The sequence below is a fragment of the Lentisalinibacter orientalis genome, from assembly GCF_040706535.1.
GTDB lineage: Bacteria > Pseudomonadota > Gammaproteobacteria > Steroidobacterales > Woeseiaceae > Lentisalinibacter > Lentisalinibacter orientalis.
In genome coordinates this window covers 71,337-86,464 of the sequence record NZ_JAPDRJ010000003.1, presented here as the reverse complement: position 1 = coordinate 86,464, position 15,128 = coordinate 71,337, and the positions used below count along the sequence as shown (strand labels likewise).

The following is a 15,128-nucleotide window of genomic DNA, read 5'->3' as shown; positions in this document are numbered from 1 at the left end:
TTCCGCGGGCGCCGACTCTGCGCCCGCATACCGGAGGATCATGCCGGGGTGAGCCGGCCGGAGCCGGCGATCAATCTGGCCGAAGCACGGAGATTAGGCCGACAAGTGCGAGATCTCGCCCTGGCGCAGCAGCGAGTCGAAGCGGACTTTCTCGGCCGGCCGCTGGGTCTCCCAGGCCTTGCAGCTCGGACACTGCCAGAGCAGCTGCATGCTGGAGAAGCCGCATTCCTTGCAGCGGTAGCGCGGAGTGCGCCGCGCCAGCAGGGCGAGCCCTTCGCGGATGCGCGCGAGGGCCTCGCGCCGCGGCTCGCTGCCCGCGGTGGCCAGCTCCTGGCCGGCCACGAAGGCCGCCAGCGTCGGCTCCGTGAGGATGTAGTGCTCCACGCAATCGTCGATGACCGGCCCGCGCAGGTCGTGCAGGATGGCGCTGTAGGCGATGGCGTTGCGGTAGTCGGCGTCGCGCCGGATCAGCGCCTCGATCTCCTGCTGCAGTTCGCCGGCCCTGCCGGTCGCCGCCAGGAGATCCGCCATGCGGGGCAGGACCTCCACCAGGAAGTCCGGGTGTTCCTCCAGGGTGCGCCGATAGAGCCGCAGGGCCGTGCGGGCGTCCCCCTGCTCCCGCGCGATGCCGGCCCGGTCGAGCGCACCGCGCACGGTGGGCCTGCGCCGGTTGCGCGCCTTGCGCAGCAGGTTGCGGGCCCGCTGCCATTCCCCGCGCTCCATGGCCTGCTCGGCCAGTTCGCAGTAGTAGTGAGGCACCCGCCGGCTCATGGAACCGCGGCTGTCCTCGAGCCGCTCGCCGGCCTCGATCGCCTTCTCCCACTCGTGTTCCTGCTCGTAGATGCCGCAGAGCGCGAGCAGCGCGTCCTCCCGATAGACCGGTTTGTCCACCAGCGTCTCGAACATCTTCTCGGCCCGGTCCAGCAGTCCGGCGCGCAGGTAATCGCGGGCGAGCGCGTTCATCGCCTCGTCCCGCTGCTCGGTGGAGAGATTCGGCCGGGCGATGATGTTCTGATGTATCCGGATCGCCCGGTCCACTTCGCCGCGCCGGCGGAACAGGCTGCCGAGGGCGAAGTGGGTCTCCAGGGTGTCGTCGTCCACCCGGACGACCTTCAGGAACAGGTCGAGCGCCTGATCCGTCTGCTCGTTCAGCAGGAAGTTCAGACCCTTCAGGTAGTCGCTGCTGAGATTGCCGCCGTTCTCTTCCCGTTCGCCGCTACTTTCACCGAACCGGCCGAACAGCCATCCGGCCGCTGCGATCAGCAGGAATAGCCCGGCGAGTAGGAATGCCTGGTTACTCGGCAGCATCTTGCAGCGGCAGGCTGCGCAGCTTGCTCACCTCCTGTTCCGCGGCCGCGAGGTTCTTGCGCAGCCGCCGGCGCTCGGCCACCGATCGCAGGACGAAGAACCCGGCACAGAACAGGCCGAACAGCCAGCCCAGGGCGAAGGTAATGGTGAAGGCGACCGCGATCTGGGTCTGGACCGTCGTGAACGCCAGATCGAGGCTGACCTCCTGGGTGTTCAGCCAGGTGAAGACGATGATCGCCACGAGCAGGGCGATGATGAGGACGATGGTCGCGATCTTGCGCAGCATACCGGCACCTGAATCAGCAGCGGGGCTCAGCGGAACGCCCCCTCACGAGTCTAGTGCAGATGGCTGCGGATTGGTAAGCCCGCCGCGGGCCGATCAGTTCTTGATGGGGAGGTGTCGGCTCTCGTTGACCCTCTCACGCAGATCCTTGCCCGGCTTAAAATGGGGGACGTGCTTGCCGGAGAGGGCGACGGCCTCGCCGGTCTTCGGATTACGCCCCATGCGCGGCGGGCGGTAGTGCAGGGAGAAGCTGCCGAAGCCGCGGATCTCGATGCGGTCGCCGCGGGCCAGCGCATCGCTCATGATCTCGAGCAGATGCTTGACCGCGAGCTCGACGTCCTTCGCGGGCAGATGCTTCTGCTTCCTGGCGATTATCTCGATCAGTTCAGACTTCGTCATAGGTGCGTTCGCTTTCTTCCGCCCGCGCAGCCGCGCGGCTCCCCGCCGTCCGCAAGCGCCCGGGCGGGAGCACCGCCCGGGCGCCTCCGGTCCCCTGTCAGTCGGAATTGCCGGAGATCTGCTCCTTCAGCAGCTCGCCCAGCGTCGTGCCCGAGGCGCTGCCGCCGGACTCCGACTTGTAGCTCTCGAGGGCTTCCTGCTCCTCGTGGGCCTCCTTGGCCTTGATGGAGAGTTGCACGCTGCGGTTCTTGCGATCCACCGCCGTGAACTTGGCCTCCACCTCTTCGCCGACCTTCAGCACGGTGCGGGCGTCTTCCACCCGGCCGCGCGCCAGCTCCGAGGCGCGAAGGTAGCCGGTGATGCCGCCGCCGAGATCCACCTCGGCGCCGCGGGCATCCACTTCCGTGACCGCGCCCTTGACGATGCTGCCCTTCGGGTTCTGCGCCAGCCAGGACGAGAACGGATCCTGGTCGAGCTGCTTGATGCCGAGGGAGATGCGCTCACGCTCGGGGTCGATGGCCAGCACCATGGCTTCCACTTCCTGACCCTTGCGGTAATTGCGCACCATGTCCTCGCCGGACTCGTCCCAGGAGATGTCGGACAGATGCACGAGCCCGTCGATATCGCCTTCCAGGCCGATGAAGATGCCGAAGTCGGTGATGGACTTGATCTGGCCGCTGACCTTGTCACCCCGGTTGTAGTTGGCGGCGAACTCGGCCCACGGGTTCGGCTTGCACTGCTTGATGCCGAGCGAGATGCGGCGGCGGTCCTCGTCGATGTCGAGCACCATCACCTCCACCTCGTCGCCGACCTGCACGACGCGGGACGGATTGACGTTCTTGTTCGTCCAGTCCATCTCGGAGACGTGCACCAGGCCCTCCACGCCGTCCTCGATCTCCACGAAGCAGCCGTAGTCGGCGATGTTCGTGACGCGGCCGAAGATGCGCGTGGTCGGCGGGTAGCGCCGGCTGATGTTCTGCCACGGGTCGGCGCCCAGCTGCTTGATGCCGAGGGAGACGCGCTGACGCTCGCGGTCGAACTTCAGGATCTTCACATCGATCTCGTCGCCGACGTTGACGATCTCGGAGGGGTGCTTCACCCGCTTCCACGCCATGTCGGTGATGTGCAGCAGGCCGTCGATGCCGCCGAGATCCACGAAGGCGCCGTAGTCGGTCAGGTTCTTCACGATACCCTTGACCACGTGGCCTTCCTGCAGGCTCTCCAGCAGCGCCTCGCGCTCGGCGCTGTACTCTTCCTCGACCACCGCGCGGCGGGAGACCACCACGTTGTTCCTGCGCTGGTCGAGCTTGATGACCTTGAATTCGAGGACCTTGCCCTCGAGATAGGACGGGTCGCGCACCGGCCGCACGTCGACCAGCGAGCCGGGCAGGAACGCCCGCACGTTGTCGATCTCGACCGTGAAGCCGCCCTTGACGCGGCCGTTGATGACGCCGTTGACGATCTCGCCTTTCTCGAACGCGTCTTCCAGGTGCGTCCAGGTCCGGGCCCGGATGGCCTTCTCGCGGGACAGGCGCGTCTCGCCGAAGCCGTCCTCGACGGCGTCCAGTGCCACCTCGACGGTGTCGCCGACCTGTACGTCGACTTCGCCGTTCTCGTTCTGGAACTGCTCGGCCGGGATGACCGCTTCGGATTTCAGGCCGGCGTTGACGATGACCACGTCTTCGTTAACGGAAACGACCATGCCGTTCAGGATGGAGCCAGGTTTGATCTGTTGACTGGCGATGCTCTCTTCGAAGAGCTCAGCAAATGATTCAGACATTGATTTGGAAACCATGCCGCCCGCAGGCAGCCCTCGTTGAAAATACACGCCTGCCGCTTCCTGCGACCGACGGTCCACACAAAATAAAAGCCGGACTACCCTGTCCGACCTGCACTACCCTGCCTGCTCGTCGCCGAGCCTTTCCGCGGCCAGACCGAGCACTTTCTCCGTCACCTGCTCGATGCCCAGTGAGGTCGAATCGATCACGATGGCGTCCTCGGCCGGGACCAGCGGCGCCACCGATCGCTCGGTATCTCTGCGGTCACGCTCCGCGATATCGCGGGCAAGGCCGGCAAGCGTAACACCAATACCCTTGTCTTTCAACTGCTTATAACGCCTCCGAGCCCTCTCCTCGGCGCTGGCCGTCAGGAAGATTTTCAGCTCGGCCCCGGGAAAGATCGCCGTGCCCATGTCGCGGCCGTCGGCGACCAGACCGGGCGACTCGCGGAAATCCCGCTGCCGGGCCTTCAGCGCCTCGCGTACCTCGGGCACCGCGGCGATCCGGGAGGCCAGCCGGCCGCACTCCTCGGTGCGCAGCTCGCCGCTCACCTCGTCGCCGTCCAGCCAGACTTCCTCGGCCCCGTCGCCGGCGCCGAACGACACCCGCATCTCCCGCGCGGCCCGCACCACGGCGGGTACGTCGTCGGCGTCGATACCCCGGCGTTCGGCTGCCAGCGCGGTCAGGCGGTAGAGCGCGCCGCTGTCCAGCAGGTGGAATCCCAGCGCGGCGGCCACCCGCCGGGCGATCGTCCCCTTCCCGGATCCGCTCGGCCCGTCGATGGCGATGACGGGCACCCCGCTCACGCCAGCGTCTCCAGCTCGAAGCCCGCCTGGCGGCAGGTCTCCAGGAAGCCCGGGAACGAGGTGGCCACGTTGGCGACGTCGTCGATCTCGATGGGTTCCTCCGCCGCGAGTCCCGCCACGGCGAAGGCCATGGCGATGCGGTGATCGCCGTGGCTGTCGACCTTGCCGCCGGCGAGCCGTCCGACGCCGCGGATGCGCGCAGAGTCCACCGTCTCCTCCACCTCCACGCCGAGCCGCCGCAGGCCCTCGGCCATGGCGGCAATCCGGTCGCTCTCCTTCACCCGCAGCTCGCCGATGTCGCGGAACAGGGTCTCGCCCTCGGCGCAGGCGGCCGCCACGAACAGCACCGGGAACTCGTCGATGGCCAGCGGCACGAATTCCGGATCCACGTCGATACCCCGCAGCGCCGAGCGGCGCACCGTGATGTCGGCCACGGGCTCGCCGCCGGCCAGCCGTTCGTCCGCGATCTCGATGTCCGCCCCCATCTCGCGGAGGATGCCGATCACGCCGGTCCGGGTCGGGTTCACGCCCACGTTGCGGATGACCAGGCCATCGTCGGCCGCCACCGCGCCGGCCACGAGGAAGAACGCGGCCGAGGACAGGTCGCCGGGCACGGGGATCTCGATGCCCTGCAGCGTGGACGGCCCCTCCAGCAGGATCGCGTTGCCGCTGCGGTGCAGCCGCGCCCCCATGGCGGTCAGCATCCGCTCGGTGTGGTCGCGAGTCACCTCGGGCTCCGTCACCCGGGTGGCGCCGCGGGCGTACAGGCCCGCCAGCAGGATCGCCGACTTCACCTGGGCGCTCGCCACCGGCAGCAGGTAATCGATGGCATCCAGCGGGCGCCGGCCCCGGATCACCAGCGGCGGACGACCGGATTCGCTGTCGATCTCCACGCCCATCAGCGTCAGCGGATCGATGACCCGGCCCATCGGCCGCTTCAGGAGCGACGCATCGCCGGTCAGCACCGAGCGGAACGGCTGACCGCCCAGCAGGCCGCAGAACAGGCGCATGGCCGTGCCCGAATTGCCGAGATCGAGGGGCGCGGTCGGCGTGGCTAGGCCGTCGGCGCCGACGCCGCGCACCCGCAGTGCGCCGTCCGGTTCACGCTCCACCGCCACGCCCATGGCCTCGAGCGCACCGAGTGTGGCAAGGCAGTCCTCGCCCTCCAGGAAGCCGGTGACTCGCGTGTCGCCCTCGGCGATGGCCCCCAGCATCAGCGAGCGGTGGGAGATCGACTTGTCCCCTGGCACCCTGATCTCGCCCGACGGCAAACCGCCGGGCACCGTGCGGAAAGCCCTGACGCTCACAGCACCGCCTTCGGGTAGGCCCCCAGCACGCGGAACAGCGACGTCCCCTGCTCCAGCTCGGCCAGCGCGTCGGCCAGCGGCGGCTCGTCCGCGTGGCCTTCCAGGTCGATGAAGAACACGTAGTCCCATTTCTTGCGCCGGGACGGTCGCGATTCGATGCGGGTCATGCTGATGCCGTGCTTCGAGAACGGCGCGAGCAGGGTGTGCAGCACGCCGGCGCCAGCCGTATCGCTCGCCGATACCAGCACTGACGTCTTGTCGTCGCCGCTCGGCGTGAGGAGATCCCGGCCGATCACCAGGAAGCGCGTGGTGTTGTCGGGCCGGTCCTCGATGTCCGCGACCATGACATCCAGACCGTACACCTCGGCGGCGGCCTCGCCCGCAATGGCCGCCGTGCCCGCCTCGTCGCGGGCCCGGCGCGCGCCGGCCGCGTTGCTCGTGACCGGTATCAGTTCGGCCTGGGGCAGATACTCACGCAGCCAGACCCGGCACTGCGCCAGGGACTGCTGGTGCGCGCAGATACGCTCCACCTTGTCCAGCGACGGCAGGTTACCGAGCAGATGCTGGCGGATGCGAAGCTCGATCTCGCCGCAGATCTTCAGCGGCGACATCAGGAACATGTCCAGGGTGTGGTTCACCGTGCCCTCGGTGGAGTTCTCGATGGGGACCACGCCGAAATCGGCATGGCCGGCCTCCACCTCGTGGAAGACCTCCTCGATGGTGGCGAGCGGCAGCGCCCGCACCGAATGCCCGAAGTGCTTGCTGACCGCCGACTGGGTGAAGGTGCCCTCCGGGCCGAGGAAGCCGATTTTCAGCGGTTCCTGCTGGGCGAGGCAGGCCGACATGATCTCCCGGAACAGACGCACCATCTCCTCGTCGCTTAGCGGACCCTCGTTGCGCGCGAGCACGCCGCGCAGCACCTCCGCCTCCCGCTCGGGCCGGAAGTAGTCGATCGAGCGGGCGAGCTCGCCCTTGCTCTCGCCCACCCGTTTCGCCTGCTCGGCACGGGCGCTGATCAGGGCCTGGATCTGCTCGTCGATCTCGTCGATGCGTTGCCGGATCTCGGCGAGATCCGGTTCCGGTTTGCGCTCGTTCATCGGGGATTTCCTGTTATCAGGCGGCAAGTCTAACGGCTGGCTCGGCACGGGACACCTCAGGCGCGCGTCCGCTCGAACTCCGCCATGAAGGCCACCAGCGCATCCACCCCCGCCTGGGGCATGGCGTTGTAGAGGCTCGCACGCATGCCGCCCACCGAGCGATGGCCTTTCAGATTGGCCAGCCCGGCGGCCTCGGCCTCGGCCAGGAAGGTCGCGTCGAGGGCCGGCTCGGCCAGTGTGAACGGGACGTTCATGCGCGAGCGGGAGACGGGCTCCACCGGGTTCGCGTAGAAATCGGACCCGTCGATAGCCTGATAGAGGGTCTCCGCCTTGCGGGCGTTCGCGGCGCCGATGGCCTCGAGCCCGCCCTGCTCCAGCAGCCAGTCGAAGACCAGACCCGCTATGTACCAGGCGAATGTGGGCGGCGTGTTGCTCATGGAGCCGGCCTCGGCATGCACGGCGTAGCGGAGCATGCTCGGCACGTCGTCCCGGGCCGCCTCCAGCAGGTCGTCGCGGACGATGACCAGGGTCAGCCCGGCCGGGCCGATATTCTTCTGCGCGCCGGCATAGATGAGGCCGAAGCGGCCCACGTCGAGCGGGCGCGAGAGGATATTGGAGGACATGTCCGCCACCAGCGGCACGTCGCCCGTGTCCGGTATCCAGTGGAACTCGACGCCGCCGATGGTCTCGTTGGGCGTGTAGTGGAGGTAGGCGGCATCCTCGCGCGCCTGCCATTCGGAGGCGGCCGGCACGCGGGTATAGCTCGAGCCCGCCTCGTCCGCCGCGACGTTCACGTGGCAGAAGCGCCGCGCCTCGGCCACGGCCTTGCGGCCCCAGTTGCCGGTCACGACGTAGTCCGCCACGGCCTCTGCCGTCGCGAGATTCAGCGGCGCCATCGCGAACTGCAGCGTGGCCCCGCCCTGCAGGAACAGCACGCGATAGTTGTCGGGCATGTCGAGCAGCCGGCGCAGCGCCGCCTCCGAGCGCTCCGCGACCTCCCGAAATGCGGCGCCGCGATGGCTGAGCTCCATCACGGACATCCCGGTGCCGGCGAAGTCGGTCAGCTCCTCCCGCGCGCGCTCCAGCACCGCCAGGGGCAGCGCTGCGGGACCGGCACTGAAGTTATGGACCCGTGCGCCTGCGGCTACCGTCGCCATTGCCATGGGGCTGTTCCGGCGCAGCGCCGCCGGTGCGGGCGGACCGTCACTCGTCCTCTTCCTCCGCCAGGGCTTCGATGCGCTCCAGGCCCACGAGGGCTTCGTCGTCACCCAGGCGGATCAGGCGCACGCCCTGGGTGTTGCGGCCGAGAATCGAGATGTCAGCGACCGGCGTGCGCACCAGCGTGCCGGCGTTGCTGATCAGCATGATCTCGTCGTCGTCGGAGACCTGCAGCGCGCCCACCATGCGGCCGTTGCGCTCCGACGTCTGGATGGCGATGAGCCCCTGGCCGCCGCGACCCTGGACGGAGAATTCGTCGGCTTCGCTGCGCTTGCCGTAGCCGTGCTCGGTCGCCGTGAGGATGAGGCCCTGCGAGAGGATGATGAGCGCGATCACCTCGTGGTCCTCCGCCAGGCGGATGCCGCGCACACCGGCGGCGCCGCGGCCCATCGCCCGCACGTCGGCCTCGCTGAAACGGATGGCCTTGCCGCTGCTCGCGAACAGCATGATGTCGCTGTCGCCGTCGGTGAGGGCCACGTCCACCAGGTGGTCACCCTCGCGCAGATCGATGGCGATGATGCCATTCGAACGTGGCCGCGAGAACGCATCCAGCGGCGTCTTCTTGACCGTGCCATGACTGGTGGCGAAGAAGACAAATTTGCCCGCCTCGAAGTCGCGCACCGGCAGCACGGCATTGATGCGCTCCTCCTGCTCCAGCGGCAGGAGATTCACGATCGGTTTGCCCCGCGCGCCGCGGCCGGCCTGCGGCAGCTGATAGACCTTCAGCCAGTAGGCCTTACCCCGGCTCGAGAAGCACAGCAGCGTATCGTGGGTATTGGCGACGAACAGGTTGTCGATGAAGTCCTCGTCCTTCATGCGCGTGGCCGCCCGACCCTTGCCGCCCCGGCGCTGCGCCTGATACGAGTCCAGCGGCTGCGCCTTGGCATAGCCGCCGTGGGACAGGGTGACCACAACATTCTCCTCGGGGATCAGGTCCTCGATGGTCAGGTCGGAGTGGTCCTCCATGATCTCGGTGCGCCGCTCGTCGGCGAACTGGTCGCGTACCGCCTGGAGTTCCTCACGGATCACGGCCAGGAGCCGGTCGGGGTCGGCCAGGATAAGAGAATACTCTCTAATTTTATTGAGTATCTCTTTGTATTCGTTGATTATTTTTTCTTGCTCGAGACCGGTCAGGCGGTGCAGTCGCAGATCCAGGATGGCCTGGGCCTGGGTCTCCGACAGGCGGTACACGGTCTGCCCCTCCTCCTCGACGACGCCGAACGCGCCGTGGTCGGCATCCGGCCGGGTATCGATATCGCCGGCCCGCTCCAGCATGCCGGTGACCGCGCCGGGCGCCCAGCGTCCCGCGACCAGCCCGGCCTTCGCTTCGGCCGGCGACGGCGAGGCCTTGATCAGCGCGATCACCTCGTCGATGTTGGCCAGCGCCACCGCCTGGCCTTCCAGGAGGTGGGCACGGTCCCGGGCCTTGCCCAGATCGTAGATCGTGCGCCGGGTGACCACCTCGCGGCGGTGGGCGACGAACGCCTCCAGGATGCCCTTCAGCGTCATCAGCTTCGGCTGGCCCTCGTGCAGGGCCACCATATTGATACCGAAGACGCTCTGCAGCGGCGTGTGCTTGTAGAGGTTGTTCAGGACGACCTCGTGCACCTCGCCGCGCTTGAGCTCGATCACGACCCGCATGCCGTCCTTGTCGGACTCGTCGCGCAGCTCGCTGATGCCCTCCAGCTTCTTCTCGCGGACGAGCTCGGCGATCTTCTCAATCAGCCGGGCCTTGTTGACCTGGTACGGCAGCTCGGTGATCACGATGGCCTCGCGGCTGCCCTTGCCGATCTCCTCGATGTGGCTGCGGGCGCGGATGTGCACGCGGCCACGGCCCGTCTTGTAGGCGCTGTAGATGCCCTGGGCGCCGTTGATGATGCCGGCGGTGGGGAAGTCGGGCCCCGGCACGTGCTGCATGAGCCCGGCCACGTCGATGTCCGGGTCGTCGATCACCGCGACGCAGGCATCGATGATCTCGCCCAGGTTGTGCGGCGGTATGTTGGTGGCCATGCCCACCGCGATGCCGGAGGAGCCGTTGACGAGCAGGTTCGGGATTCGCGTGGGCAGCACCGAGGGCTCGCTCTCGGAACCGTCGTAGTTCTCGACGAAATCGACCGTCTGCTTGTCGATGTCGGCCAGCAGTTCGTGGGCGATCCGGGCCATGCGCACCTCGGTGTAGCGCATGGCCGCCGGGGCGTCGCCGTCCACCGAGCCGAAGTTGCCCTGCCCGTCCACCAGCATGTAGCGCATGGAGAACGGCTGCGCCATGCGCACGATGGTGTCGTAGACGGCGCTGTCGCCGTGAGGGTGGTACTTACCGATCACGTCACCGACGACGCGGGCCGATTTCTTGTACGGCTTGTTGTAGTCGTTGCCCAGTTCCCGCATCGCGTAGAGCACCCGCCGGTGTACCGGCTTCAGGCCGTCGCGGACGTCGGGCAGCGCCCGCCCCACGATCACGCTCATGGCGTAATCGAGATAGGACTGGCGCATCTCGTCTTCGAGATTTACCGAAAATATTTCCTGGGCGATGTCACTCATGGCTACTCACATAAAACCGGTCCATCGCCTTCCCCTTGCAGGGTGCCGGCGGACGATCCGTGCTGCAGGAATCAGGTCTCGGCCAGTGCTTGCGGCGGGAGCTGGTATGGCCTGCCTCTGCGTCTTTTTCTGGCTCCTGATCAGGTGAAAATTTTAGCATAAATCGGGACTTGTACGTAGCCGCAGGGCCCCCGGCGGCGGCGGAAGCGAGGGCCAGGCGCGGGCCCTGCCGGGCGGGCCTGTATACTGGGCTCCCGGCTCCGGTCCGGGCATCGTTCCACCCTCAATAAAGTCAGTATTTTCATACAGATGGACCAATGCGACCTGATCATCTCGTGCCGCTGGGTGGCACCCGTGGCGCCGGCGGACACGGTGCTGGAGCACCATGCCCTGGTCATCCGTGACGGCGTCATCGTCGCGCTGGTGCCCGCGGCGCAGGCGAGCGCCCGTTTCGCGGCCGCCGACGTGGTCCATCTCGATGACCATCTGGTGATCCCCGGGCTGGTCAACGCCCACACCCACGCCGCCATGTCCCTGTTCCGCGGGCTGGCCGACGACCTGCCGCTGGAGGTCTGGCTCCGCGAGCACATCTGGCCGGCCGAGGGCCGCTGGATCGACGCGGAATTCGTCCGCGACGGCACCCGGCTGGCCATCGCCGAGATGCTGCTGGGCGGCACGACCTGCTTCAACGACATGTATTTCTTCCCGGACATCGTCGCCGAGACCGTGGCCGCGGCCCAGATGCGCGCCTCGGTGGGCATGATCCTGGTGGACGCGCCGACGCCCTGGGCGAAGGATGCCGGCGAGTACCTGTCCAAGGGCGTCGCCGTGCACGATCGCTATGCCTCCCATCCGCTGGTGAGCACCCATTTCGCGCCCCACGCGCCCTACTCCGTGAGCGAGGCCAGCCTCGGCAAGCTCCGTGCGCTGGCCGACCAGCTGGACGTGCCGGTGCACATGCACGTCCACGAGACCGCGGCCGAGGTGGCCGCCGAGGAGGAGGCCAACGGCATCCGTCCGCTGGAGCGGCTCCGGCGCCTCGGCTTCGTGAACGGCTCGCTGCTGGCCGTGCACATGACCTGTCTCAGCGACGAGGAGATTGCGCTCGCCGCCGGCGCAGGCGTCTCCGTGGCCCATTGCCCGGAGTCGAACCTGAAGCTCGCCAGCGGCATCGCCCCCGTCGCGCGCCTGCTCGAGGCCGGCATCAACGTGGCCCTCGGCACCGACGGCGCGGCCAGCAACAACGACCTGGACATGCTGGGCGAGATGCGCACCGCCGCCCTGCTCGGCAAGGCGGCCGCCGGCGATGCGAGCGCACTCTCCGCCCACACCGTCCTGCGCATGGCCACGATGAACGGGGCCGCCGCGCTGGGCCTCGCCGACAGCATCGGCAGCCTGGAACCGGGCAAATGGGCGGACGTCTGCGCCGTCGACCTGTCAGCGCCACGCACCCAACCCGTGTACGAGCCGGTCTCCCAACTCGTCTACGCCGCCGAGGCCTCGCAGGTCAGCGACGTCTGGGTGGCCGGACGACAGCTCGTCAAGCGCGGACGGCTCAGCCACCTGCGCCTGGACGACATCAGCGGCCGGGCCGCAGAATGGAGAGAGAAAATCTGGAATTACGATCATGAATGACCCGCAAGCGAAGACCGGCGGTAACGTCGATGAGGGCGAGATCCGCAAGTTCGAGGCGATGGCCGAGACGTGGTGGGACCCGGACGGCGACTTCGCCCCCATCCACCAGATGAACCCGCTGCGGCTCGGCTACATCGATGAGCGGGCGCCGCTGTCGGGCCGCAAGGTACTCGACATCGGCTGCGGCGGCGGCATTCTCAGCGAGGCGATGGCGGCGGCCGGAGCCGAGGTGACCGGCATCGACCTCGCGCCCGGCCCCCTCGCCGTGGCACGCACCCACGCCCGGGAATCCGGCGTGGAAGTGGAGTACCTGGAGACCGGCGCCGAAGACCTGGCGGCCGAACGGCCGGAAGCCTATGACGTCGTCACGTGCCTGGAGATGCTCGAACACGTACCCGAGCCCGGCAGCGTCATAGACGCGTGCAGCCGCCTTGTGCGGCCGGATGGCCACGTGTTCTTCTCGACCATCAACCGCACGGCGAAAGCCTTCGCGCTCGCCATCGTCGGCGCGGAGTACGTGCTGCGCCTGCTGCCGCGCGGCACCCACGAGTACGACAAGCTGATCCGACCGTCGGAACTGGAGGCGTGGGCGAGGCAGGCGGACCTGCGCCTGGAGGAACTGACCGGCGTGCGCTACAACCCGCTGACGCGCCACTTCAGCCTCACGAACGACGTGGACGTCAACTACATCGCCCACTTCCGCAGGCGGGGCGCCGCCGGATGACGGAGCCGAGGCCTTTCGCCGGCTGGCTGTTCGATTTGGACGGCACGCTCATCGACACCGCGCCGGACATGACCGACACCCTGGCGGAGCTTTGCCGGGCGTACGGCACCCGCCCGCCCGAATACCGCCTGGCGCGAGCGAATATCACCAACGGCGCCGCCGGCCTCATCCGCCTCGCCTTCCCCGATCGGGACGAAGAGAGCCGCCGCGCCCTGTACGAGGAATATCTGCAACGCTACGCCGACCGCGTCCACCGCAGCTCGCGCCTGTTCGAGGGCATGGAAGAGGTGCTGGCCGCCATCGAGGCCATCGGCCTGCCCTGGGGCATCGTGACCAACAAACCCCAGGGCCTCACGGACGCGCTGCTCGCCGGGCTCGGACTCGACACCCGATCCCGGGTCACCGTCGGTGGCGACGCACTGCCGCAGCGCAAGCCGCATCCGGCGCCGCTCCTGCACGCGGCGCACGCGCTCGCCGTGGATGCGGGGGACTGTGTCTACGTGGGCGACAACCTGCGCGACATGGAGGCCGGACGCGCGGCCGGGATGCGCACGATCGCCGCGGCTTACGGCTATCTGCTGCCGGAGGACGATGCCCGGGGCTGGCACGCCGACCTCGTCATCGAGCATCCGGTGGCGCTGCTGCCGATCCTGGAGGAAGCGCGCGGGTGAGCGACTGGCTGCAGGTCCCGGTACCCGCGTGGATGGCCGGCGTCGCTTCTGCAGTTTCGCTGGCTCTCGGGCTGCTCCTGCTCTGGCTGTTCGTCCGCGGGCGTCTCGCCCGGCTGGCGGCCGAGCGCGACGATGCCGAGCGCCGGGTGAAGGATCAGGAGGCGCTGCGGGCGGAACGGGAAGCGGCCTTCGAGCTCGCCGCCAGCCGTCTCCAGCAGTCCTTCGGCGACGTGGCCCACCGCAGCCTCAGGGTCAACAGCGAGGCGTTCCTGCGTCTCGCGAAGCAGAACCTCGGCGCCCAGCAGCAGCAGGCCACGCACGCGCTGTCGGAACGGGAGAAGGCCGTCGAGAACCTGGTGAAACCCATCCGCGAGGCGCTGGAGAAGACGGAGCGCCAGATCGGCGCGCTCGAGAAGGCCCGCTCGGAGGCCTACGGCAGCATCACCGCCCAGCTCGAGGCCATGCAGGCCAGCCAGCAGGCCCTGCAGGCCGAGACCAGCAATCTGGTGAAGGCCCTGCGCCGACCGGAGGTTCGCGGTCAGTGGGGCGAGATCACGCTGCGGCGTCTCGTCGAGCTGGCCGGCATGGTCGAGCACTGCGATTTCGTCGAGCAGGAGACGGGCGGCGCCGCCGGCGAGCGCATACGTCCCGACATGATCATCCGCATGCCGGACGACCGGGAGCTCGTCGTGGACGTGAAGACGCCGCTGGATGCCTACCTGGAGGCGGTGGAAGCCACCGACGACCAGCTCCGCACGGCCGCTCTCGCCCGCCACGAGCGCAAGGTCCGCGAGCGCATCCGGGAGTTGGCGAGCAAGCATTACTGGTCCCAGTTTCCGCGCAGTCCGGAGTTCGTGATCCTGTTCATCCCTGGCGACCAGTTCCTCTCGGCGGCGATGAACCAGAATCCGGACCTGCTGGACGAGGCCCTGCGACAGAAGATCATCCTCGCCACGCCCACCAGTTTCGTGGCGCTGCTGAAGGCGGTCGCCTACGGCTGGCGTCAGCTGGCGCTCGCCGAGAACGCGGAGGAAATCCGCGGACTGGCCGTCGAGCTCTACGACCGGCTGGCCACTTTCGGCAGCCACCTGAATCGTGTCGGGCGCCAGCTCTCCGGCAGCGTCAACGCGTTCAACGCGGCCGTCGGCTCGCTGGAGCGCAGCGTGCTCCCGGGGGCACGCAAGTTCAGGGAGCTCGGCGTGCAGACCCGGAAAACCCTGGATACCCTGGAGCCCGTGGAAGAGATCACACGCGTGGCCGAATCGGTGCCGGAGGCGAACGCCGAGTCACCCGCCGACGGCGGCGACGGCGCGGCGGACACCTCCGACGAACCCACGGACGGACCAGCGCGCCCCTGAACC

13 protein-coding genes are annotated in these 15,128 nt (G+C 68.2%); 4 read left to right on the top strand and 9 right to left on the bottom strand.

Going from position 1 to position 15,128, the window contains the following annotated elements; translation table 11 throughout:
• Positions 1-93: 93 nt before the first annotated feature.
• The 9 genes from lapB to gyrA all read right to left on the bottom strand — a co-directional run bounded on the left by lapB (position 94) and on the right by gyrA (position 10,737).
• Positions 94-1,308: a lipopolysaccharide assembly protein LapB gene (gene lapB, locus ACJMK0_RS11890; RefSeq protein ID WP_405238644.1), complete on the bottom strand. Its 1,215-nt coding sequence runs from the start codon at positions 1,306-1,308 to the stop codon at positions 94-96.
• Positions 1,295-1,594: a lipopolysaccharide assembly protein LapA domain-containing protein gene (locus ACJMK0_RS11885; RefSeq protein ID WP_405220709.1), complete on the bottom strand. Its 300-nt coding sequence runs from the start codon at positions 1,592-1,594 to the stop codon at positions 1,295-1,297. The genes lapB and ACJMK0_RS11885 overlap by 14 nt, the downstream gene beginning before the upstream one ends.
• Positions 1,595-1,687: 93 nt before the next feature.
• On the bottom strand, positions 1,688-2,020 hold the full coding sequence (locus ACJMK0_RS11880) for an integration host factor subunit beta (protein ID WP_405220778.1): 333 nt from the start codon (positions 2,018-2,020) through the stop codon (positions 1,688-1,690).
• A 67-nt stretch (positions 2,021-2,087) separates the two neighbouring features.
• On the bottom strand, positions 2,088-3,770 hold the full coding sequence (gene rpsA, locus ACJMK0_RS11875; RefSeq protein ID WP_405238643.1) for a 30S ribosomal protein S1: 1,683 nt from the start codon (positions 3,768-3,770) through the stop codon (positions 2,088-2,090).
• A 114-nt stretch (positions 3,771-3,884) separates the two neighbouring features.
• Positions 3,885-4,574 (bottom strand): (d)CMP kinase, encoded by a 690-nt coding sequence (cmk, locus tag ACJMK0_RS11870; RefSeq protein WP_405238642.1) that lies wholly within the window; start codon positions 4,572-4,574, stop codon positions 3,885-3,887.
• Complete coding sequence (gene aroA, locus ACJMK0_RS11865; RefSeq protein WP_405238641.1) at positions 4,571-5,881, bottom strand: 3-phosphoshikimate 1-carboxyvinyltransferase; 1,311 nt, start codon at positions 5,879-5,881, stop codon at positions 4,571-4,573. Before aroA ends, cmk begins: the two co-directional genes overlap by 4 nt.
• Positions 5,878-6,978, bottom strand: coding sequence for a prephenate dehydratase (gene pheA / locus ACJMK0_RS11860; protein ID WP_405238640.1), 1,101 nt, complete (start codon positions 6,976-6,978; stop codon positions 5,878-5,880). The genes aroA and pheA overlap by 4 nt, the downstream gene beginning before the upstream one ends.
• Before the next feature lie 56 nt (positions 6,979-7,034).
• Positions 7,035-8,141 (bottom strand): 3-phosphoserine/phosphohydroxythreonine transaminase, encoded by a 1,107-nt coding sequence (gene serC, locus ACJMK0_RS11855; RefSeq protein ID WP_405238639.1) that lies wholly within the window; start codon positions 8,139-8,141, stop codon positions 7,035-7,037.
• 40 nt (positions 8,142-8,181) lie between these two features.
• Entirely contained in the window at positions 8,182-10,737 is a 2,556-nt protein-coding gene (gene gyrA / locus ACJMK0_RS11850) for a DNA gyrase subunit A (RefSeq protein ID WP_405238638.1), read from the bottom strand.
• Between the two features lie 309 nt (positions 10,738-11,046).
• Here gyrA and ACJMK0_RS11845 point away from each other — a divergent pair, with 309 nt between their 5' ends.
• The 4 genes from ACJMK0_RS11845 to rmuC are packed head-to-tail and all read left to right on the top strand — an operon-like array spanning position 11,047 to position 15,125.
• Complete coding sequence (locus ACJMK0_RS11845) at positions 11,047-12,372, top strand: TRZ/ATZ family hydrolase (protein WP_405238637.1); 1,326 nt, start codon at positions 11,047-11,049, stop codon at positions 12,370-12,372.
• Entirely contained in the window at positions 12,365-13,096 is a 732-nt protein-coding gene (gene ubiG, locus ACJMK0_RS11840) for a bifunctional 2-polyprenyl-6-hydroxyphenol methylase/3-demethylubiquinol 3-O-methyltransferase UbiG (protein WP_405238636.1), read from the top strand. Before ACJMK0_RS11845 ends, ubiG begins: the two co-directional genes overlap by 8 nt.
• Positions 13,093-13,767 carry an HAD family hydrolase gene (locus ACJMK0_RS11835; protein ID WP_405238635.1) on the top strand — a complete coding sequence of 225 codons (675 nt, stop codon included), beginning with the start codon at positions 13,093-13,095 and terminating at the stop codon, positions 13,765-13,767. Before ubiG ends, ACJMK0_RS11835 begins: the two co-directional genes overlap by 4 nt.
• A complete protein-coding gene (gene rmuC / locus ACJMK0_RS11830; protein ID WP_405238634.1) occupies positions 13,764-15,125 on the top strand; it encodes a DNA recombination protein RmuC in 1,362 nt (453 codons plus the stop codon). The genes ACJMK0_RS11835 and rmuC overlap by 4 nt, the downstream gene beginning before the upstream one ends.
• Positions 15,126-15,128 lie beyond the last annotated feature (3 nt).

Coding starts and splice junctions, on each gene's coding strand:
- ubiG (WP_405238636.1), top strand. CDS start 12,365: ATGAATGACCCGCAAGCGAAGACCGGCGGTAACGTCGATGAGGGCGAG.
- ACJMK0_RS11835 (WP_405238635.1), top strand. CDS start 13,093: ATGACGGAGCCGAGGCCTTTCGCCGGCTGGCTGTTCGATTTGGACGGC.
- serC (WP_405238639.1), bottom strand. CDS start 8,141: ATGGCAATGGCGACGGTAGCCGCAGGCGCACGGGTCCATAACTTCAGT.
- lapB (WP_405238644.1), bottom strand. CDS start 1,308: ATGCTGCCGAGTAACCAGGCATTCCTACTCGCCGGGCTATTCCTGCTG.
- ACJMK0_RS11885 (WP_405220709.1), bottom strand. CDS start 1,594: ATGCTGCGCAAGATCGCGACCATCGTCCTCATCATCGCCCTGCTCGTG.
- ACJMK0_RS11845 (WP_405238637.1), top strand. CDS start 11,047: ATGGACCAATGCGACCTGATCATCTCGTGCCGCTGGGTGGCACCCGTG.
- rpsA (WP_405238643.1), bottom strand. CDS start 3,770: ATGTCTGAATCATTTGCTGAGCTCTTCGAAGAGAGCATCGCCAGTCAA.
- gyrA (WP_405238638.1), bottom strand. CDS start 10,737: ATGAGTGACATCGCCCAGGAAATATTTTCGGTAAATCTCGAAGACGAG.
- pheA (WP_405238640.1), bottom strand. CDS start 6,978: ATGAACGAGCGCAAACCGGAACCGGATCTCGCCGAGATCCGGCAACGC.